General features: G+C 61.9%; 13 protein-coding genes. 5 read left to right on the top strand and 8 right to left on the bottom strand.

Going from position 1 to position 21,283, the window contains the following annotated elements; all coding sequences use genetic code 11:
* The first annotated feature begins 270 nt into the window (after positions 1-270).
* The 3 genes from PspTeo4_RS19340 to PspTeo4_RS19330 all read left to right on the top strand — a co-directional run bounded on the left by PspTeo4_RS19340 (position 271) and on the right by PspTeo4_RS19330 (position 1,770).
* Positions 271-1,044, top strand: a complete 774-nt coding sequence (locus tag PspTeo4_RS19340) for a ParA family protein (RefSeq protein WP_322365516.1) — start codon at positions 271-273, stop codon at positions 1,042-1,044.
* A 71-nt stretch (positions 1,045-1,115) separates the two neighbouring features.
* Positions 1,116-1,424, top strand: coding sequence for a type II toxin-antitoxin system HigB family toxin (locus PspTeo4_RS19335; protein ID WP_322365515.1), 309 nt, complete (start codon positions 1,116-1,118; stop codon positions 1,422-1,424).
* Positions 1,414-1,770: a helix-turn-helix domain-containing protein gene (locus PspTeo4_RS19330; RefSeq protein ID WP_322365514.1), complete on the top strand. Its 357-nt coding sequence runs from the start codon at positions 1,414-1,416 to the stop codon at positions 1,768-1,770. Before PspTeo4_RS19335 ends, PspTeo4_RS19330 begins: the two co-directional genes overlap by 11 nt.
* Before the next feature lie 5 nt (positions 1,771-1,775).
* Here PspTeo4_RS19330 and trxC read toward each other — a convergent pair whose 3' ends face one another.
* From trxC to betI, 7 genes are all read right to left on the bottom strand, one after another.
* The gene (trxC, locus tag PspTeo4_RS19325; RefSeq protein ID WP_322365513.1) at positions 1,776-2,210 is read right to left on the bottom strand and encodes a thioredoxin TrxC; all 435 of its coding nucleotides are present in this window, start codon (positions 2,208-2,210) and stop codon (positions 1,776-1,778) included.
* A gap of 105 nt (positions 2,211-2,315) precedes the next feature.
* A complete protein-coding gene (gene selO, locus PspTeo4_RS19320) occupies positions 2,316-3,776 on the bottom strand; it encodes a protein adenylyltransferase SelO (RefSeq protein WP_322365512.1) in 1,461 nt (486 codons plus the stop codon).
* 163 nt (positions 3,777-3,939) lie between these two features.
* Positions 3,940-7,248: a mechanosensitive channel MscK gene (mscK, locus tag PspTeo4_RS19315; protein ID WP_322365511.1), complete on the bottom strand. Its 3,309-nt coding sequence runs from the start codon at positions 7,246-7,248 to the stop codon at positions 3,940-3,942.
* A gap of 37 nt (positions 7,249-7,285) precedes the next feature.
* Positions 7,286-9,028, bottom strand: coding sequence for a potassium/proton antiporter (locus PspTeo4_RS19310; protein ID WP_322366898.1), 1,743 nt, complete (start codon positions 9,026-9,028; stop codon positions 7,286-7,288).
* Positions 9,029-9,265: 237 nt separating this feature from the next.
* Positions 9,266-10,963, bottom strand: a complete 1,698-nt coding sequence (gene betA, locus PspTeo4_RS19305) for a choline dehydrogenase (RefSeq protein ID WP_322365510.1) — start codon at positions 10,961-10,963, stop codon at positions 9,266-9,268.
* A 77-nt stretch (positions 10,964-11,040) separates the two neighbouring features.
* Complete coding sequence (gene betB, locus PspTeo4_RS19300; protein WP_322365509.1) at positions 11,041-12,513, bottom strand: betaine-aldehyde dehydrogenase; 1,473 nt, start codon at positions 12,511-12,513, stop codon at positions 11,041-11,043.
* A 38-nt stretch (positions 12,514-12,551) separates the two neighbouring features.
* Positions 12,552-13,208 (bottom strand): transcriptional regulator BetI, encoded by a 657-nt coding sequence (betI, locus tag PspTeo4_RS19295; RefSeq protein ID WP_322365508.1) that lies wholly within the window; start codon positions 13,206-13,208, stop codon positions 12,552-12,554.
* A gap of 477 nt (positions 13,209-13,685) precedes the next feature.
* On the opposite strand from betI, the gene PspTeo4_RS19290 reads away from it, so the two are divergent.
* Positions 13,686-15,689 carry a BCCT family transporter gene (locus tag PspTeo4_RS19290; protein ID WP_416196965.1) on the top strand — a complete coding sequence of 668 codons (2,004 nt, stop codon included), beginning with the start codon at positions 13,686-13,688 and terminating at the stop codon, positions 15,687-15,689.
* A gap of 215 nt (positions 15,690-15,904) precedes the next feature.
* Positions 15,905-20,515 (top strand): dermonecrotic toxin domain-containing protein, encoded by a 4,611-nt coding sequence (locus PspTeo4_RS19285; RefSeq protein ID WP_322365507.1) that lies wholly within the window; start codon positions 15,905-15,907, stop codon positions 20,513-20,515.
* Here the strand turns inward: PspTeo4_RS19285 and PspTeo4_RS19280 are convergent.
* Entirely contained in the window at positions 20,512-21,276 is a 765-nt protein-coding gene (locus tag PspTeo4_RS19280) for a divergent polysaccharide deacetylase family protein (RefSeq protein ID WP_322365506.1), read from the bottom strand. The genes PspTeo4_RS19285 and PspTeo4_RS19280 overlap by 4 nt on opposite strands.
* Positions 21,277-21,283 lie beyond the last annotated feature (7 nt).

Raw genomic sequence — 21,283 nt, 5'->3', positions numbered from 1 at the left:
CGAAACAACGACCTGACAGGGTTGGCGCATTCGCCGAGTGGCGCGCATTATCCCGGTGCTGGGGGTGCGTAGCAAATGTTGGTTAGCTGATTGCCATCAGACAGCGGGCTCAGGTGATTGCGTCAAATTCGACATCTGGCGCGCGATATTTCCGATGGACGGCTCGCAAAGGTTGTCGGTCGCCGTTCGTTCAAGTTGAGTGAATAGGTGCTGGCCATTGCCGCGACGCCGCCACATACTCGGGCATTCGTTGATACACGGAGGTCTCTCATGCGGCGCGTGGTGTTCAATCAGAAAGGTGGCGTTGGCAAGTCGAGCATCGCCTGCAACCTGGCGGCGGTCAGCGCCAGCGAAGGTTACCGGACCCTGTTGATCGACCTGGATGCCCAGGCCAACTCGACCCAGTACCTCACCGGCCTGACCGGCGAGGACATTCCCATGGGCATTGCCGACTTCTTCAAGCAGAGCCTGTCCAGTGGGCCGTTCAGCAAGAAGAACAAGGTCGATATCTACGAAACGCCGTTCGACAACCTGCACGTGGTGACGGCGACCGCCGAACTGGCCGACTTGCAGCCCAAGCTCGAGGCCAAGCACAAGATCAACAAACTGCGTAAGTTGCTCGATGATCTGGACGAGGATTACGAGCGCATCTACATCGATACGCCGCCAGCGCTCAATTTCTATGCGGTTTCTGCGCTGATTGCCGCTGATCGCGTGCTGATCCCCTTCGATTGCGACAGCTTCTCGCGTCAGGCGCTGTATGGCCTGCTGGCCGAGATCGAAGAACTCAAGGACGACCACAACGAGGACCTGGTGGTCGAGGGCATTGTGGTCAACCAGTTCCAGTCCCGCGCCAGCTTGCCCCAGCAGATGCTCGACGAGCTGCTGGCCGAGGGCTTGCCCGTGTTGCCGGTGTACCTGGGCAGCTCGGTGAAGATGCGCGAATCGCACCACGCCAGCCTGCCGCTGATCCACCTTGAGCCACGGCACAAGCTGACGCAGCAGTTTGTCGAGTTGCATGATTTGCTTGAGCAGGCCGAATAGGCGGGCACGCGCCTCGCTTGCACTTCAGGCAGACAGTCTCTACTATCTCCCAAAACGGGAGATTTGCTTGGATGCGCATCATCGCCAAAAGTACCCTGGTGAAATTCTGGGAGTTACCTGGGCATGAGGATGCCAAGGCACCGCTGCAAAGCTGGCACGACATGGTGCTCAAGGCCGTCTGGAAAACGCCTCAGGACGTAAAGAGGCAAATAGGAAGCGCCAGCATATGTGGCGGTAACCGCGTGGTCTTCAACATCGGAGGCAATAAGTACCGGCTTGTGGTGGAGATGCAGTATCGGGCCGGTATTGCCTGGGTGAAGTTCGTCGGTACGCACATGCGATACGACGAGATAGACGTGGAGACGATCAGTGAATATTAAGCCGATCCGAAATGATGACGATCTTCGTGCTGCATTCCAGCGGCTTGAAGCTATCTTCCAAGCTGAGGCAGGGACTGCTGAGGCAGATGAAATGGAAGTGCTTGTGACGCTCATTGAAGCGTATGAGAACAAGCACTATCCCATTCATCCAGCTGATCCGATTGAAGCAATTAAATTCTGTATGGATCAACAAGGACTGACGCCTCGGGACTTGGAACGCTATATCGGGCCAAGCGGGCGGGTGTCCGAGGTCCTGAATGGCAAGCGCAGCTTGAGTCTGTCCATGATCAGGCGCCTACACGATGGCCTACGTATTCCTTATGAGTCGCTTCTGGCGGGTGCCTGAGAACACTAAACCCCTTGGCTTCGCAGCCACTCCAGCAGCGTCTGCAGTGGAAACGCCCCGGCCTGGCGAGCGACCTCACGGCCGTTCTTGAACAGTATCAGGCTAGGGATGGAGCGGATGCCCAACTGGCCTGCCAGGTTGCGGTTGGCCTCGCTGTCGAGTTTGGCCAGGCGGCAGCGGCCCTGGAGTTGGCGGGCGGCCTGTTCGAAGGTCGGGGCGAAGGATTTGCAAGGGCCGCACCAGTCGGCCCAGACGTCCAGCAAAAGCGGCAAGTCGCCTTTGATCTGGCTGGCGTAGTTGCCTTCGGTGAGGTCGAACGGCGTGCTCAGCAGCACATCCTGCTTGCAGCGGCCGCACTTGGGGGCGTCACCCAGGCGAGCGGCGGGCAGGCGGTTGAGACCGTTGCAGTGGGGGCAGGGGATCAGCAGTGGGTCGGACATGAGGGATCCTTGTGGTGTTTGTACCGGCTTCATCGCCGGCAAGCCGGCTACATCTTCTGTGGGAGCCGGCTTGCCGGCGATGAGGCCATCCGCAGCAGCGGTGACTCAGGACGAGCAGCTGATTTCCAGATGCTTGCCCCACTCCGGTGGCCGCTCGGCATAGGCCTGCATTCCAGCTTGTTCCTCGAACGGCCGGCTCAGCACCTGGTGCAGTCGTCGCACCTCACTGTAATCCCCCGCCTCGGCCGCTTCGATCGCTTTCTGCGCCAGATAGTTACGCAGCACATACAACGGGTTCACCGCGTGCATCCGCTCGCGCCGTCCGTCGGCGTTGCCAGCCTCGCGCTGGCAGCGGGCCAGGTAGTCCGCGCCCCAGGCATCGAAGCCCGCCAGGTCGATGAAGTCGTCGCGCACCACCTTCAGGGCGTCGGCCACTGGTTGCTCGCCAAGCCTGCGGAAGAACAGGTTGTAGTCCACGCCGCCGCTTTGCATGCGTTGCAGCAAACGCTCGACCAGCGCCATGTCGTCATCTTCGGCGGTAGTCAGGCCCAGGCGTCGGCGCATCAGGTCCAGGTAGTGCGCCTGGTACAGCGGCAGGAACAGCCCCAGCGCCTCCTTGAGCGGCTCCACCTCGATCACCGTGGTCAGGGCCTGGGCCAGGGCGCTGAGGTTCCAATGGGCGATGGGCACCTGGTTGGCGTAGCTGTAGCGGCCACGGTCATCGGAGTGGTTGCAGATGAAGTTGGCGTCGAAGTCGTCGAGGAAGGCATAAGGGCCGAAATCGAAGGTGATGCCAAGGATCGACATGTTGTCGGTGTTCATCACCCCGTGGCAGAAGCCATAGGCCTGCCAGCGGGCGATCAGCTCGGCATTGCGCTCGACGATGGTGCGGAACATCGCCAGGAACGGCTGTTCGGCCTCGCGGCACTCGGGGTAATGCTGTTCCAGCACATGGTCGAGGAGCACGCGCTGCTGCTCGGGCTGGCGGGTGTAGTAGAAGTACTCGAAATGGCCAAAGCGAACGTGGCTTTGGGCCAGGCGCAGCAGCATGGCAGCGCTTTCGCGAGTTTCACGCCATACCGGGGTGCTCGAACCGACCACACACAGTGCCCGGCTGCTGGGAATGCCCAGGGCGTGCAAGGCCTCGGAGGCGAGGAACTCACGAATCGACGAGCGCAGCACGGCGCGGCCGTCACCCATGCGCGAGTAGGGGGTCTGGCCGGCACCCTTGAGGTGCAGGTCCCAATGCTCGCCGGCGTCGTTCAGTACTTCGGCCAGCAGCAGGCCGCGACCATCGCCCAGGCGCGGGTTGTACGAGCCGAACTGGTGGCCGGAATAGACCATTGCACGCGGGCCGGCTTCTTCCCACAGTTTGTGTCCGCTGAACAGTTCGGCGAATAGCGGGGTGTCGGCTTCTGCAGGGTCGAGGTCGAGCAGCGCCATGGCCGACTCGCTTGCCACCACCAGGCGCGGCTCGGCGATAGGCTCGGGCAGGACCTGGGTGGAGAACGCATCGCCCAGGCGGGCGAAGCGGTTGTCGAAGGTGAGTTGGTCGAGGGTTTTCACGGGCTGCTCCTGAGAGTGGTGCCTGGGGGCCGCTTGGCGGCCCAATCGCCGGCAAGCCGGCTCCTGCAGAGGGGGCGCGCGGTGCCTGTGGGAGCCTGCTTGCCGGCGATCGAGGGCGAAGCCCTCGCAAGGTTTGCAGACAGAATAAAGTATTCGAGCCAACTCAGGCCGATTGAGCACCATCCGCTTTCGGTTGCTCCACCGGAATCAACTGCTGTTTGCCACCCTTGGGGTCTATCAGGAACACCTCGACCTGGCGTACCGAGATCTTGATGTTGTGCGCCTTGAACTCACGGTTGATGTAGCGGTTGATCTCATCCAGGGTCGGGTTGCGGTCGCCCAGGTCGCGCACATGCATGCGCAGTTCATGGTCGAGCGAGCTTTCGCCGAAGTTGAGGAAGTACACGATCGGCTCAGGGTCCTTGAGCACCCGTGGGTTGTCATGGGCGCCCTTGAGCAGAATCTCGCGCACCAGGTCCAGGTCGGAGCCGTAGTCGATACCCAGCTTCAAGGTCACCCGGGTAACCGTGTCGGTCAGCGACCAGTTGATCAGCTGCCCGGTGATGAAGGTCTTGTTGGGAACGATGATGTCCTTGCGGTCGAAGTCGGTGATGGTGGTGGCGCGGATGCGAATCTTGCTCACCGTGCCGGACAGGTTGCCGATGGTGATGGTGTCGCCGATCCGCACCGGGCGCTCGAACAGGATCATGATGCCGGAAATGAAGTTGGCGAAGATTTCCTGCATGCCGAAGCCAAGACCTACCGACAGGGCCGCCACCAGCCATTGCAGCTTGTCCCAGCTCACGCCGAGGGTCGACAGTGTGGTGACGATACCGATGCCGACGATGGTGTACGACAGCAGCGTGGTGGTGGCGTAGGCACTGCCCTGAGCGAGGTTCAGGCGCGACAGCACCAGTACTTCCAGCAAACCGGGCAAGTTGCGGGCGAGGGCGAAGGTAATGCCCACGATCACCAGCGCGCCGAGCAAGTCGCCGAGGCTGATCGGCACCATGCTGGCGGTGGCGCCAGTGCCGCTGGTGTACTCGTACAAGGTGAAGTTGTTCAGGTACGCGAACACCGAAATCAGGTCTGCCCAGACCCAGTACAGCCCGGCGATGAATCCACCGAGCAGGGCCAGGCGGATCAAGCGCAGGGACTGCTGGTTGACCTGTTCGATATCCAGGGTCGGCTCTTCGGCGATGACCTCGCCATCCAGCCCTTCCTTGGCCGCTGCGCGTTTGCTCAGGGCGCGCTGGTAGGCCAGACGCCGCGCGGCAACCGACAGCCCGCGCACGAATGCGGCTTCGATCACCAGCCAGAACAGCAGCAGGTACAGGGTGTAGATCAAGCGGTCGGTAAGCTTGAGGGCGGTGTAGTAGTAGCCGAAGCACACAGCCACGAACAAGGCGATGGGCAGGGCGGTGAAGGCCACCCCGACGGCCTTGCGGAACAGCGAAGTGTCACGGTGGGCGGGGCTGCTCAGCAACAGGCGGCTGAGCAACCAGGCCATCAGCGCGTAGCACGCCAGCACCACGCCAATGCCCAGCACATCGTCGGCCAGCGCCGAAGGCTGGTGCTCGGCCACGGCCACTACACCGACCAGGGCCAGCACCACCGAACCCAGGCGGCGCACCCAACCCCGCAGGAACTCGACCTGCGGCTTGTACCAGCGGAAGTGGATTTCGGCCACGCCGCCCGGGGCGAGGATGCGGTAGGCGGTGTAGAACACCAGCCAGGCCTGGGCCAGCTGCCACAGCGCCGCGCCGAGGTTGGCGTTCTGGCCACGGGCGTCGATCTGCAGGGCATAGCTGCACAGGGCCAGGCCCAGGCTGACCGGCATCGCCAGGAGGATGTTGATGAGAATGGCCTGGGGCGTGTGCCACTGACTGTCACGGCGGAAGTGGCCGATGTCCTGGTGCACTTTGCCCAACCGCTGGTACAGGTACTTGCGTCGCCACAGCAGGCCGCCAATCGCCAGCAGCAATGGCAGGAACAGCAGCGGACGCTGGCTCAGGCCGTCGGCCAGCTCCTTGAGGCCCGAGCCCCAGGGCAGGCTGGCAACCTGAGCAGCAAGACGCTCGGGCACGAAACGCAGCCAGTCCCAGTCCAGCGGCTTGTTGCTGGGAATCCAGAACATCTGCTCTTCAAGGGTGGTGCGCAGGCCCTGGGCCGTGCTGAGCAGTTGCTTCTGGTTCAGTTGCAGGGTGATCGACTCGTTGAGCAGCGCCGACAGTTCGCGGTTCAGGCGTTCGAGCAAGTCGCTGCGGGTGATCGCCACCTCCAGCAGCGCCTTGCGCAGTTGTGGGGTGACGTCGTCTGGCGGCTGGTTGACCAGCAGCTTGTCGACGTAGGTCACCGGGCTGCTCATCTGTTCGCGCTGCTGGTTGATTTCGAACTGGTACAGGCGAATGTCGGCGATCTGGTCGGCCAGGTCTCGGTCGAGCTTCAGGTGCGGCAAGGCCTGTTTCTGCTTGTAGAGGATCTTCGACAGCAGCAGGCTGCCCTTGAGCACGTTGATCTGTTCATCCAGGGCCTGGTCGGCCTGGGTCAGGCTGTCGAGTTGCTGCTTGGTGCGCAGGTTCTGCTGGGTCAGTTCGTTGAGGCGGTCGGTGCTTTTGAGCAGGTAGTCGGAGAGTTTGAGGTTGGCGGCGCTTTCGTTGGCCAGCAGGGTGCTGCCGCCAGCCTTTTGCGCCTCGATCGACTGCTGGGTGACGGTTTGCTGGGACTGGGCAAGACGCTTGTCGTTGATCAGCGTCTGCAGCTCCTGGATTTCCTGCTCAAGGCGCGCTGCACGCTCGATCAGCAGGTCATGCTGGGCGTTGCCCAGGTCCTGCAGCAGGCCGTTACCGGCCAGTTCCTGGCGGCGCAGCATGGTCAGGGCATTGAGCGAGGCCAGCTCGGCGGTGAGCTGGTTGCGTTGGTCGGCGTTGAGCGGCTTGCCGTTGTCCTTGCCGTTCTTGAGGCTGGTGTTGATCTGCTGGGTGCGGGTCTGGTTGTTGCTGATCTCGGCCTGGGCGCGTTCCGGACGGGTTTGCGAGCTGATGATCAGGCTGTTGGCTTCAGACAGGGCCTTTTGCAGTTCGCCTTGCTGCGTGCTGCGTTCGCTCAGCAATTGCTCCAGCTGCGGCACCGTGAGGCTGGCGTAGCGCTGGGCCACGGGCAGGGGCTTGCTGTCCTTGAGCTTGGCCAGTTCACGCTGGCTGTCGGTGGTTTCCTTGGGGGCGCTGGCCAGTTGCTGCTTGAGGGCGGCGAGTTTCTTCTCGCTGTCTTCCTTGCTGGCCAGCAGGCTCAAGGTCTGTTCGAGCACCTGCTGCAGGGCTTTCTGCTCGGCTTCGGGCAGTTTGCGCTCGGCGATCTTGTCGAGGCTGTTCTGGATGCTGGCGGTGGTCGGGGCCTCGGCCGCGGTGGCGGCGAACGAGAGGGACAGGCACAGCCCGAGCAGGGCTGTGCGAAGGTACACGCGCAGGGACATAGGCAGACTACATTGTGGATCGGGGCAGAATCGGAGTTTAGAGGAACAAGCCCGGGCCGGGTCGAGTTCCTTCGGGGAATCTGACGCCGACTTTCTGGACATTGTTCCCCTCCATGGTCGCGACGGTCCAGATGGTGCCATGCCATTCGACCTGGTCGCCTACTACTGGAGCGCCTCCGACCTTCTGTCGGATGAACTGCGCCAGTGGCATTTTCGCGTCCAGGCCATCGAGTTTCAGGCCATAAAGTGCCGCCACCGCGCCCAACTCGGCATCGCCTTCGAGGACGAAATCGCCGAAGAAGCGCAGGTCGAGGCCGCGTTGCGGTGCCTGGCTGAACAGTTTGCCAAGCGCCGGCAGGTTATGTTCGTGGCCGATCACACAGAGCATGTCGCCGACTTCCAGCACGGTACTACCGGACGGGTGCAGCAATTGCTCAGCCCGGAACAGCGCGGCGATGCGGGTGCCCTCGGGCATCTTCAGTTCGCGCAGGGCTGCACCGATGCACCACTTTTCGGCACCCAGGCGATAGACGAACAGCTCCCACTCGCTGGTGATGTGCACCTCCAGCGCGGAACGGGAAATCGGTGCCGGGTCTGGTGGTACGGTGACCTTGAGCAGCTTGGCCATCCACGGCAGGCTGGTGCCCTGTACCAGCAGCGACACCAGAACGATGAAGAAGGCCAGGTTGAAGAACAGCTGGGCTTGCGGCAGGCCTGCCATGAGCGGGAACACCGCCAGGATGATCGGTACCGCGCCGCGCAGGCCAACCCACGAAATGAAGCCTTTCTCGCGGCCATGGAAGGCCTTGAACGGCAGCAGGCTGGCAACCACCGACAGGGGGCGGGCAACCAGGATCATCCACAACGCCAGGCCCAGTGCGGGCAGGGCGATCGGCAGCAGGTCATGGGGCGTGACCAGCAGGCCCAGTACCAGGAACATGCCGATCTGCGCCAGCCAGGCCATGCCGTCGAGCATGTGCAGAATGCCGTGGCGGCTGCGAATGGGCTTGTTGCCCAGCACCAGGCCGCACAGGTACACGGCGAGGAAGCCGCTGCCATGCAGGGCGTTGGTCAGCGAGAACACCACCAGGCCGCCGGCCACCACCAGGATCGGGTACAGGCCCCCGGCCAGGTTGATACGGTTGACCAGTTGCAGCATCAGCCAGCCACCGCCCAGGCCCAGCAGTCCACCGATGCCGAATTCGCGAAGCAGGTGGGTCAGCAGGCTCCAGTGCAGGCCGGTCTGGCCGCTGGCGATCATGTCGATCAGGGTGACGGTGAGGAACACCGCCATGGGGTCGTTGCTACCCGACTCGATCTCCAGCGTGGCCGTTACCCGCTCGTTCAGGCCTTTGCCGCCGAGCAGCGAGAATACCGCCGCGGCGTCGGTGGAACCGACGATGGCGCCGATCAGCAGGCCCTGGATAAGGCTCAGGTCGAACAGCCAGGCGGCGACCATGCCTGTCAGGCCAGTGGTAATCAGCACGCCGACGGTGGCCAGCGACAAGGCCGGCCACAGGGCCACGCGGAAACTCGCCACCCGCGTGCGCAGGCCACCGTCGAGCAGGATCACGGCCAGCGCCAGGTTGCCCACCAGGTAGGCGGTCGGGTAGTTGTTGAAGATGATGCCACCACCGTCCACGCCCGCGGCCATACCGACGGCGAGGATGATGACCAGTATCGGGATGCCCAGGCGCGACGACAGCGAGCTGACCAGGATACTTGCACCCACCAGCAATGCGCCGATCAGAAACAGGCTGTTGATGGTGCTGGCATCCAAAGGCAGGTACTCCGGGATATCGCGGGAAAAGGGCTTGACTGGCAAGTCGCGTGCCAATCGATTCTAACCTGATGAATTGGCAGGCTGTAAAGCGTTTCTGCAGATGAAAAAAAGGCACCGCAGAGGGTGCCTTTTCTTGTATTGCCTGGGAGGGCCCTTTCGCGGCTAAAGCCGCTCCTACAGGTATTGCACTGCCCCTGTGGGAGCGGCTTTAGCCGCGAAGAGGCCGGAGCAGGGTCAAGCCTGCTTCACTTCACGCATCGGCTTGCCCTTGACCGGTGCATCACCCGCCACATAGTACTTGGCGGTGCTGCGCGGCAGTGGCTTGCGGCCACGGATCTTGTCCGAGATTTTCTCGGCGATCATGATCGTGGTGGCGTTGAGGTTGCCGGTAATGATCAACGGCATGATCGACGCATCGACCACACGCAGGCCCTGCATGCCATGCACGCGGCCTTCGCCATCGACCACCGCCATGTCGTCGGTGCCCATCTTGCACGAGCAGGACGGGTGGAACGCGGTTTCGGCGTGCTCGCGGATGAACTTGTCCAGCTCTTCATCCGTCTGCACATGCGCGCCCGGGCTGATCTCGCGGCCACGGTACGGGTCCAGCGCCGGCTGGGCCATGATTTCGCGGGTCAGGCGGATGCCGTCGCGGAATTCCTGCCAGTCCTGCTCGGTGGACATGTAGTTGAACAGAATGCTTGGGTGCTGGCGCGGGTCTTTCGACTTAGCCTGGATGCGGCCACGGGCTGGCGAGCGCATGGAACCCATGTGTGCCTGGAAGCCGTGTTCCTTCACGCCGTTGGAGCCGTTGTAGTTAATGGCCACCGGCAGGAAGTGGTACTGGATGTTCGGCCACTTGAACTCAGGACGGGTACGAATGAAACCACCGGCCTCGAACTGGTTGCTGGCGCCGATGCCGGTGCCGTTGAACATCCATTCGGCGCCGATGGCCGGCTGGTTCCACCACAGCAGCGATGGGTACAGCGACACTGGCTGGGTGCAGGCGTACTGCAGGTACAGCTCCAGGTGGTCCTGCAGGTTCTCGCCGACGCCCGGCAGGTCGTGGACCACCGGAATGTCGAGGCCTTCGAGCAGGGCGCGCGGGCCAACGCCGGAGCGCTGCAGCAGTTGCGGCGAGGCGATGGCGCCGGAGCTGACGATGACTTCCTTGCGGGCGCGGGCTTCAACGCGCTCTTCGCTGTCGCCGACCAGGTAGGTCACGCCAACGGCGCGCTTGCCTTCGAACAGGATGCGGTCGCTCAGGGCGTGGGTGACGATGGTCAGGTTCGGGCGCTTCTTGGCCTGGTCCAGGTAGCCACGGGCGGTGCTGGAGCGGCGGCCTTTCTTGGTCACCGAGCGGTCCATCGGGCCGAAGCCTTCCTGCTGGTAGCCGTTCAGGTCTTCAGTGCGCGGGTAGCCGGCCTGCACGCCGGCTTCGACCATGGCGTGGAACAGCGGGTTGTTGCCGGCTTTCGGCGTGGCCACGCTGACCGGGCCTTCGCCGCCGTGGTAGTCGTTAGGGCCGATGTCGCGGGTTTCCGCCTTGCGGAAGTACGGCAGGCAGTCCAGGTAGGTCCAGTCTTCCAGGCCTGGCAGTTCCGCCCAGCCGTCGAAGTCCATGGCGTTACCACGGATGTAGCACATGCCGTTGATCAGCGACGAGCCACCCAGGCCCTTGCCGCGGCCACATTCCATGCGGCGGCCGTCCATGAACGGCTCCGGGTCGGTCTCGTAGGCCCAGTTGTAGCGGCGGCCCTGCAGCGGGAAGGCCAGGGCGGCTGGCATCTGGGTGCGGAAGTCGAAGCGGTAGTCAGGGCCACCGGCTTCCAGCAGCAGCACGGAGACGCTGGCGTCTTCGGTGAGGCGGGTGGCCAGGGTGTTGCCGGCAGAACCTGCGCCGACAATGATGTAATCGTAAGCTTGGGACATGTTAAGTACCCTCGTTTGGCGGTGATCAGGGAGCGGAAACGCCCGTGCGCAGCGGCACGGGCGTGGCTAAACGGGGTTTAGAAAACCGAGTTGTAGCCGCCCAGCTCGACCTGAACCGACTTGATGCGAGTGTATTGAGCCAGCGAGCTGACGCCGTTCTCACGGCCGACGCCCGACTGCTTGTAGCCACCAACCGGCATTTCGGCTGGCGATTCGCCCCAGGCGTTGATCCAGCAGATACCGGCTTCCAGCTTGTGGATGATGCGGTGGGCGCGGGTGATGTCGTTGGTGCAGACACCGGCGGCCAGGCCGTACTCGGTATCGTTGGCGCGACGGATGACTTCTTCTTCGGTCTCGTAGGTGAGGATGCTCATCACCGGGCCGAAGATCTCTTCCTTGACGATGGTCATGTCGTCGTTGCAGTCGGTGAACACGGTCGGGGCCACGAAGGCGCCCTTGGCGAATGCACCTTCGGTCAGACGCTCACCGCCGCACAGGACGCGGGCGCCTTCTTCTTTACCTTTGGCGATGTAGCCCAGCACGCTTTCCATGTGCGCGAAGCTGACCAGCGGGCCGAAGTTGGTGTTCTCGTCTTCCGGGTTGCCGGCACGGATGCGGGCCACGCGCTCGGCGATCTTGGCTTCGAAGGCGGCTTTCATCGCGCTTGGGATGAACACGCGGGTGCCGTTGGTGCACACCTGACCCGAGCTGTAGAAGTTGGCCATCATGGCGATGTCGGCGGCCTTGTCCAGGTCGGCGTCGGCGCAGATGATCAGTGGCGACTTGCCGCCCAGTTCCATGGTCACTTCCTTCAGCGAGGAGCTGGAGGCGCTGGCCATGACCTTCTTGCCGGTGGTGGTGCCGCCGGTGAAGGAGACTTTCTCGATGCGCGGGTGTTCGGTCAGCCAGGTGCCGACTTCGCGGCCGCTGCCGGTCAGGACGTTGAACACGCCGTCCGGCAGGCCTGCTTCGGTGTAGATCTCGGCCAGTTTCAGGGTGGTCAGCGAAGTGACTTCCGAAGGCTTGAAGATCATGGCGTTGCCAGCGGCCAGGGCCGGGGCGGATTTCCACAGGGCGATCTGGATCGGGTAGTTCCACGCGCCGATACCGACGGTTACGCCCAGCGGCTCGCGACGGGTGTAGACGAAGGACGATTCACGCAGCGGAATCTGTTCGCCTTCGATGGCCGGTACCAGGCCAGCGTAGTACTCCAGCACGTCGGCGCCGGTGACGATGTCGACGTAGCGGGTTTCCGAGTACGACTTGCCGGTGTCCAGGGTTTCCAGCATGGCCAGTTCGTCGTTGCGCTCGCGCAGGATGTCGACGGCGCGGCGCAGGATGCGCGAACGCTGCATGGCGGTCATGGCAGCCCAGACTTTCTGGCCGCGCTCGGCGCTTTCCACGGCTTTTTCGACGTCAGCCTGGGTAGCGCGCTGCACGTGGGCGAGGACTTCGCCGGTGGCCGGGTTGATGGCTTCGAAAGTGGCATCGCTGCCAGCGTCGACATAACCACCATCAATGTAGAGTTTTTGCGTTCCGAAACGGGCCATAGTGTCCTCGCAAGTGCAGTGTGTGGTTGGCTGTCGCGTCACGCTCCTGCCGGGTTGGCAAGTGCCGTGCGCGTTTGTTCAGCGGCCTGGTCGTCAGTGCCCAGGGTGTGCTGTTTAGCCAGTTGTAGATCCATGTATTCGTAAGCAATCCGTATCGCCTGCTCGGTGTCGAATGCATCACCCGACAGCGCTCCACGCAGCCACAAGCCATCGATCAGGGCCGCCAGGCCGCGGGCTGCCTTGCGCGCATGGTAAAGCGGCAGGCTGCGGCGGAACTGGCAACACAGGTTGGAATACAGGCGGTGGTCGTTGATCCGCTGCAACCTATGCAAATCGGGCTGGTGCATGCTGGAGGCCCAGAAGGCCAACCAGGTTTTCATTGCCGGGCCGTTCACCTGGCTGGCATCGAAGTTGCCCTCGATGATCACTTTCAGGTGGGCTCGCGGGCTGTCGTCGGTCAATGCCTGGCGACGCGCCCTCACGCCTTCGTTGAGCATGCTCATGATGTAACCCATCGTCGCTGCGATCAGGCCGTTCTTGTCCCGAAAGTAGTGACTGATGATGCCGTTCGACACCCCGGCCAAACGGGCAATAAGCGCAATGCTGGCGTCCCCCAGTCCGACCTGATCGACCGCCTGCAACGTGGCTTCGATCAACTGCTGGCGGCGGATGGGTTGCATACCGACCTTGGGCATCTTGCTATCTCCTCAGGCCTGCGAGCAGACGACGGGCGGCTGACTCGGCGAAGGCCAGTCTATTTTGTTTTGATTGAACGTTCAATCAATAAAGAATAAGCTCTGCGACAATTTGTGCCATTGACAGTATTTCACACGGTCGAGAAGGCACGAATCGACACCCCAGGAAATCGTGTAACCCCCGGAATACAAGGCGTTGACGGGCTAGAGCGAAGCGAAAGACAGATTCTGCCGAACGGTCAGCGACCTGCGGCAGGCCCTTGGAGCGGGCGGGGTGCTCTGTGACCAATGCGCGCACTTTCATGTTGAGTGCGCAGCTGAACACAGACCACCTGTCTGGTTTTTTGCAACGTTTCGATTCGGGATCACGGTTTCCAGGGTGCTTTTATAACACCTGACGCAGTGGGGCTATTGCACCAATTGCGCGGGAAAAGACTGATTAGCCTCCACAGCCGTACTGCCCGGAGCATTCGTGCAATGAGTTCTGCCTCCCTAACCAAACCCCCCGCCGAGAGGGTGCGGGTCAATCGCGTGGTGTTTTACACCTCCGCGCTGTTGGTCCTTGTTCTGACTGCCTTGCTGATCGCTGTACCCGAAACTGCCGGCCAGGTGCTTGGCGTCGCCCAGAAATGGCTGACCCGCACCTTCGGTTGGTACTACATGCTGGTGATCTGCGGTTACCTGCTGTTCGTCGTCTACCTGGCGTTCTCCGACTACGGCAAGCTCAAGCTTGGCGGCAAGGACGACCAGCCTGACTTCAGCTACGGCGCCTGGGCCGGCATGCTGTTCTCGTCCGGTATCGGCATTTCGCTGCTGTACTTCGGCGCTTCCGAGCCGCTGGACCACTACTTCAACCCACCGGAAGGCACGCCGGCCAGCCTCGAAGCCGCACGTCAGGGGCTGCAGCTGACCTTCCTGCACTGGGGCCTGCACGGCTGGGCAATCTATGCGCTGGTTGGCCTGGCCGTGGGTTACTTCGCCTACCGCCACAACCAGCCGCTGGCATTGCGCTCGGCGCTGTATCCGCTGGTCGGTGAGCGTTGGGTCAAGGGTGCTGCAGGCAATGCCGTGGACATCTTCGGCATGTTCGTCACCTTGCTGGGCCTGGTGACCAACCTGGGTATCGGCTCGATGCAGGTATCTTCGGGTCTTGAGTACCTGTTCGGCATGGAACACAGCCAGACCAACCTGCTGATGGTGATCCTGGTCATGGCTGGCGTTGCCACCGTGGCTGCGGTGTCGGGTGTGGAGAACGGCATCCGCCGCCTGTCCAACCTGAACATCCTGTTGTTCAGCGGCCTGCTGGTCTTCGTTCTGCTGGCGGGTAATACGCTGCACCTGTTCAACGGCTTCGTGCAGAACATCGGCGACTACCTCAACGGTATCGTGCTGAAGACTTTCGACCTCTATGTCTATGAAGGCGAGGCCGGCAAGTCCGAGCGCTGGCTGGGTCTGTGGACCGTGTTCTATTGGGCCTGGTGGATCTCTTGGGGCCCGTTCGTCGGCATGTTCATCGCCCGTATTTCCAAGGGTCGTACCGTACGCCAGCTGGTCAGCGGCGTGCTGCTGATCCCGCTGGGCTTCACCCTGGCCTGGCTGTCGATTTTCGGCAACACCGCGCTGGACCTGGTGATCAACCAGGGCGCCGTGGAGCTGGGCAAGACAGCGCTTGAACAGCCCTCGATGTCGATCTACCAGCTGCTGGAGTACTTCCCGGCCGCCAAGATCGTGATCGGTGTGGCGGTGTTCGTCGGCTTCGTGCTGTTCCTTACCCCGGCCGACTCCGGCGCGGTGATGATGGCCAACTTGTCGTGCAAAGGCGGCAAGGTCGACGAAGACGCCCCGCACTGGATGGTGGTGTTCTGGTCGGTGGTGATCACCCTGGTGACCATCGGCCTGCTGTTCGCCGGCAACTTTGAAGCCATGCAGACCATGGTGGTGCTGGCGGGCCTGCCGTTCTCGGTGGTGCTGGTGCTGTTCATGTTCGGCCTGTACAAGGCCATGAAGCAGGACGTTGCCGTCGAGGGCGAGCGCGCCGAGCTGGCCGCCCGTGGCCGTCGTGGTTTCAGCGAGCGTCTGAGCCAGCTGGACCTGCAGCCGACCCAGGCAGTGGTACAGCGCTTCATGGACAGGCACGTCAGCCCGGCGCTGAAAGACGCCGCCGAGCAGTTGCGCACCCTGGGCTTCGAGGTGGAGACCCGGGTTGGCCAGTCGCGCAACATGATGGGCCTGCGGGTGATGATGGAGGAGGGCAACCCCTTCGTCTATGAAGTGAGCCTGGATGGCTACCTGGCCGCGCCGAGCGAAGCGCCGGTCGAAGGCGAGCCTGAGGTGCGCCAGCGCTTCTACCGTGCCGAGGTGTACCTGCACGACGGCAGCCAGGAGTACGACCTGATGGGCTTTGCGCCGGAGCAGATCGTGCGTGATGTACTCGACCAGTTCGAGAGCCATCGCCAGTTGCTGGGGCGCGTCTACAGCTGATGAGTGCGAAAAAGCCCTGCTGCAATAGCAGGGCTTTTTACAGGTGCCTGCAATAAGTAGCACCGAAGGCGCGACCGTTCGCGCAAGGCTTCCGGTTTACTCACCAGGAGGCCATAGGTATGCCCGCTCCCGATACACCGACATTCGACTTTCAACGTGCCGCTGCCCGGCAGTTCAACGATCGCCCGACACTGCGCCAGGTCGCGAGCGAACAATTGCTCAAACTGCTGCTTGCCGAGCTACCTTGGCTGGCATTCGTGCAGCCTGCCTTGTCGTCTGCCGACCCATTGATGTTGGACAGCCCCGACCCGTTGACGCCCTACTGGAGCACCCAACCGCTTGTCGACCGCGTGCTGCAGGGCATGCTCGACACCCGCCCCATCGACCTGAGTCCGCTAGATCCCTACTCCAAAGACTTTGAGTCGCTCGGTAAGCGTCACCATAATCTCGGCCTGATCGACCCTTATCGCTTCGCCGCCTCCAGCAGCGTGTTCGATACCCGCCAGTTACCGGACCTGAGCGCAGCATTCAACGAGTTGATCGAGCAATTGCCGCAACACTTCTGCCAGGCTCAGCTCGACTATTGGAACAGCGTCGGCAGTGGCGGTAGCAGCCGGGACAGCTGGATGCAACTGCTGTTGAAGACCGCCCTGATGCGCGGATTGCCACTCCAAGGCCTGGACGCTCAGGAGCAGGCATGCATACGTGGGTTGATACGCGGCGGTTCCGATCAACCTGACGTGAGCTTTGTGCAAGTCGAGTTAGCCACCGGCCCATTCAACGCAAAGGAAATGCTGAGCCATTTACTGGTGACGGGCGAGTGGGATCAGCGGCAGGTCATCTTGTGGTGTGCACCTTCAGGCCAAGTGCGCAGCTTTGCGTCAATGGCAGCGTTTGCCTTGGCCTTGCGCGATGAGCTGGCGCAGCGCTACGCCTTCGACGCCATGAGCTGGCAGCGCTACCGTGTGGAGGGTAATGTCGCCGCACAACAAGTCGTGCAGTTGCTCGAGCATATGTTCGACAGCGTCGAAAAGGTGCGCTACGGACGCGTGGCCGATGTGCCAGCGCTGGAACAGCTGTTCGCCCAGTTGAGCGACCCGGCACAGTGGTTCGTCAGCTACCTCGATGACACACCTGCGGTAAAACCGCCGCCGGGTCTGGTGACAAGCGCGGCCAATGAGATTTTCCAGTACCGCGGCGCTTTGCTGCAGCTTGCAGTAGACCACATGGACGCTGAGGGTGTTTCTGCCTTGGATGGCGTCATGAGCTTGCATGACTACGCCCGCGAACGGCTAAGCCAACAAATGCTCAAAGAGCGTGGCGAAGCCATTTCGCCGGATGACGTGCTCCTCGAATTCTACAAAGCGTTGGGCGTTCCTGGAGGGTCGGCTACAGGGGCAGGTGGCGGCGAACCACTTGCCTGGTCGGGCGAAAAAACCTTGACCCAATTTGCAATCGGTAAGCTGGGCACGCTCAAGGACGCCTCGGTAATACGTATCCGGCATTCAGAGGGGGTTGCATTACCCGCATGGTTGAACGCCGAAGCGGCCAGGCGACTGGTTGAGCACGTGGACATCGGGGGCAACTATCCTCTCTATGTCGCGAGCCTGCTCGATGACCCGCAACAGCGTGGCAGGCGTGTGCAGCGGTTTGGCCGAGAATGGCGCAACGCCCTGCAGTTCAGTGCGCTGCAAAGCAAGCTGGACGGGAAGATCACCGAGAATGGCTTGCAGTGCGTGATCAACTTCTGCCGCAGGCATGACGACCCGGACACACCACGAGTCAGCCTGATGCCGCTAACGTTCAGGCGCCAGCCTCAGTCTCGTCAGGGCGACACGGTGCGTGGCATGTATGTGTTGTTCTGTGCCGAGCCCACGCTGGTGCTGCTGTATCGTCCTTTGTACAAGCAGGACACACTTCACGAATATGCAAACTTCGAGAGTTTGCTCGAACACGTGCAAGAGTCCGATCGCCTGCAAGCGAGCATACTTGACTGGTTGCAGCCGCAGGTTCGCCATATCTACGACAATGGAGGTTTTCTCGAACCGCATGTCGCCAGCATCGGCCTGGACCCGTCAAGCTTGCCTGAACGCCCCGTTCCGCCTGTCATTGAGCCGATGTTCTGGAGTGGTGACCTGGATGAAAAACTCTACAGCGCGAACAGAGACTTGCTTGTAGAGATGGCCGACCTGCAAACCACCTCGAATGCCGAACGTCGCTGGGAAACGCTTTCGCAAGGTGCTTGGCTGCTGTTCGATGTGATCACCCTGGCACTGCGTGGGCCAGTGGCCAGCGTGGCTTGGATGGTGCAACTGCTGTCGTCCCTCGAGCAGGATTTACTGGCCCTAGAGCAGGACGGGGAGTTCGACCGGTCTGCAGCCGTTGTGGATCTGTTGCTGAACCTGAGTATGGTGTTGTTGCATGTGCGCCAACCAGGCCCTGTACCAGAGGCCTTTGGGCAAACCCCTGACGCGTCCGGTTTTGAAGGGGCGGCTGCGCAAAACGGGGCGTTCGGCGAAGTTTCGGTGGAGCCTTCCGGCGGAGCTGTAGCGAGGGTAGGTGCGCTGGCTGAGCTGCCCGACCGTCAGCTGGACCTTTCCTGGCGTGGTAAGCACGGCTTCAACTGGCTGCCACCGGCTCAGCGCCAAGCGTTACGCGCCATGCGCTCAGGTGTGGCGTTCGATGCCACCAGCTTGCAAGTCAGCGGAGATGCGGCAGGCCTGCACCTGATCGACGGGCAGTATTATGCCGTCATGAGCGCGGATGCATATCCTGTTGAAGTGACTCCACAAGGCGTGCGGGTGATCGACGGCAAGGGGGGATTCGGACCCTGGCTGGCGCAGGCGAATGGTGTCTGGCGAGTGGACGCCACGCTGCGCCTTGCCGGTGGCATGAACAGGCGCCCGCGGACGAATCTTGCCAGCCAGTTCAAAGCGCTCAAGAACGCAGCCGATCAACTGGATAACCAAGGCAAGGTGGCGATACATAAATTCGGCCAGATCAGTTTGGACATCACCAAGCTGCTGGAGAACATCGAAAAGGTGGAGAAGCTTCGGCAGGCTGCGCAGGGCAAACTTGACGCAGGGAGTACAGCCGATGAACAGCAACTGACCGAGACCGTCATTGGGCAGTACGACTCGCGTATTGCCCAATGGCAAGCGCAACTAATCGAGAAGCGCCATGAGTCGATTCCCCACCTTGAGGAAGCGGTGGAAAAAGACAAGCAGATCATGGTGAAACTCGACGCCATGCTGGAGCCCAAGTACTCCAGAAGCCGCGAGTCGGGCCTGGGGGATGCGATCAAGCAACATAGGCGCAATGTTCTGAGCAGCCTGATTTATTACAGCGACTTTATCCTGAACGAGCTGTGGAACCTTGCGGACTACTCCGAGCTGTTGACGCTCAAAGCTGCCATCGAAGGGCAGCCGTTGCAGCAGATACAGGAGCAGTACGCAGCGTATCTTGAGAAGCTCACACGCGTAGCGGGATTCCAGGACCGTATTCTGAAGGCTTATGAAGACCTCGATGTGCTATTGGTCGAGGCACCTGCTGACCTGGTCATCAGTAGAGAGATGGAGGAGGTCACTCGGACCGTTGGCTCACTCATTCCCCAAAGAAAGTTCAGCACGGTTCAGTTCCGCTTCCATCATGTGCTCAATCTGGCCGACCTGGCGCTGAACTTGGGGTCTCCCAATGACCAACACATTTTGCGTGGTTACAGACTAGAGATGGCAGGGCATGAACTGCGTAACGCGGCAGGTGCCCATGGTGAGCTTGATTTTGCCAACCTTTCGGTGGAAGACCGTATCGCCATCCTCCAGCAAGCCTGGGACAAGTACTCCGAGGCGCTGGTCAATAGCGCGCGTATTCGCAGGGAAGGTGGAGCTTTGGTCAGGGTCGACATGATCGACCGCTACCGCCTCGAACTGCAGAAACTCAAGGATAATGCCGGGCTACGGCTGGCTGAGGCCGACAAGGAGTCAGAGACCGGTGCAGCCGGACGCACAGCCTATCTACCCACGACCAAACCTCAGGAAGTGGTGCCTAGTGGGAAGGACCAGATACTCATTGGCACAGAGGTCGACGAGGATGGGCGCAAGGTGCTTGAGGTTCGCGAGCCATTCAGCAACACGTTGTTGGCCCATTTCGACTGGGTGAACGACCAATGGGAAAAGCGCGACTCAGAGCCGACACCTGCTGAGCCTGCGGTGCAAGAGAATGACTCGGCCATGCGGGTGCAGAGCTTGCTGGATGAAAATGCGCAGCTCTCGCGCAAGGCCGATGAATATCTTGAGAACGATATCAAGGGGACGCTGCTGGCGCAGCTGTTCGATGATCAGATCGAGCGCCTCGGTCGTGAGGCGGACAGGTTGAGCAGGCAGGAAGCCAGCACCAGTTTGATCAGAGCACTGGCTTCAGCCTTGGACGAACTGCGTGCGGAGAGAAACCTGAAGCTGATCAAGCTCTACACCAAAACGCGCTATCCAACTGCCGAGGCGCTTCGCTTCATGCATGAGCAAAAGCTGCTGAAAGTGGAGTACAGCGGCAAGCGGCAAGTCATGGCCAATGGCAGTGCATTCGACGAGTACAAGATAATACGCCTTACACAAGTTGGCTCTGCGTCTGGCTGGCTATTGTGGGTGGCTCACTTTCATATGCGGTCAGCCGACGCGCTGCCACGGGACTTTACCCAGGGGCACCTTAAAACGCGGGAGCAGCGGCGCATGAGTAGCAAGGAAGGCGCTGAGCGGGGATATCGTGTCCATCGAGGGCGACTGACCCTCGAACAGGCCGCCGGCATCATCCCCTTCGATGGAGTGCCTTAGCGGTTGCTGTAGCGGCCATGCTTGCCGTGGGCAGGCATGGCCTGGTTACCGCGCTCGGCAATCATCTGTCTCAGGCCGATCAGGACGATTCCCTCAGCCTTGAGTTGGGGGATCGCCCGCTCCAGCACCTGCAGCGTTTGCGGGTAAGGGTGGCCGATCAGCACCGCCGTGCCCTGCTTGTGGGCCAGCGCGATACCCTGTTGAAGCTGCCCGGCGATGGCCTCGGGCGTTCGCATGTCATCCAGGAATACATCCCGCGACACATGGGCGACATCCTGCGCCTGGGCCTCTGCGGCAGCTACCGTGGCCGCGCTGGTACGACTGTCGACGAAGAACAGGTGGCGCCGTTGCAGCTCCGCCATCAGCCAGGCCATGGGCTCGCGTTGCGCGGTCATGCGGCTGCCCATGTGGTTGTTGATGCCGGCGGCATACGGCACCTTGGCCAAGGCGGCGTCCAGCCGTTGCGCAAGCTCGGCAAGCGGCGTGCCGGGGTGCCAGGCATAAGGGCCGGTGGCCGGGTCCATGGGCATGTGCAGGATCACCGTCTTGCCGGCCTTGTGAGCCTGGCGGGCGAAGTCGGTGGCGTGCGGGGTGTCGGGCATGATCGCCATGGTGACCGGGCCGGGCAGGGCGAGGGTGCGGCTGTCACGCTCGCTGCTCTGGCCCAGGTCGTCGATGATGATGCTCATGTAGGCCTTGGCCGGGGCCGCTTGGGCGGCGCCGGCCAACAGACTGAACAACAGACACAGCAGATAACGCATGGAGTGG

The sequence above is a fragment of the Pseudomonas sp. Teo4 genome (assembly GCF_034387475.1).
Taxonomy (GTDB): domain Bacteria; phylum Pseudomonadota; class Gammaproteobacteria; order Pseudomonadales; family Pseudomonadaceae; genus Aquipseudomonas.
Note: the sequence above shows the minus strand (reverse complement) of the source record. Positions and strands in the feature narration are given on the sequence as shown.

Bases quoted from the DNA above. Each gene is read 5' to 3' on its own strand.
- betI (WP_322365508.1), bottom strand. From the start codon at position 13,208: ATGCCCAAGGTCGGTATGCAACCCATCCGCCGCCAGCAGTTGATCGAA.
- betA (WP_322365510.1), bottom strand. From the start codon at position 10,963: ATGTCCCAAGCTTACGATTACATCATTGTCGGCGCAGGTTCTGCCGGC.
- PspTeo4_RS19290 (WP_416196965.1), top strand. From the start codon at position 13,686: ATGAGTTCTGCCTCCCTAACCAAACCCCCCGCCGAGAGGGTGCGGGTC.
- betB (WP_322365509.1), bottom strand. From the start codon at position 12,513: ATGGCCCGTTTCGGAACGCAAAAACTCTACATTGATGGTGGTTATGTC.
- PspTeo4_RS19280 (WP_322365506.1), bottom strand. From the start codon at position 21,276: ATGCGTTATCTGCTGTGTCTGTTGTTCAGTCTGTTGGCCGGCGCCGCC.
- mscK (WP_322365511.1), bottom strand. From the start codon at position 7,248: ATGTCCCTGCGCGTGTACCTTCGCACAGCCCTGCTCGGGCTGTGCCTG.
- PspTeo4_RS19340 (WP_322365516.1), top strand. From the start codon at position 271: ATGCGGCGCGTGGTGTTCAATCAGAAAGGTGGCGTTGGCAAGTCGAGC.
- PspTeo4_RS19335 (WP_322365515.1), top strand. From the start codon at position 1,116: ATGCGCATCATCGCCAAAAGTACCCTGGTGAAATTCTGGGAGTTACCT.
- trxC (WP_322365513.1), bottom strand. From the start codon at position 2,210: ATGTCCGACCCACTGCTGATCCCCTGCCCCCACTGCAACGGTCTCAAC.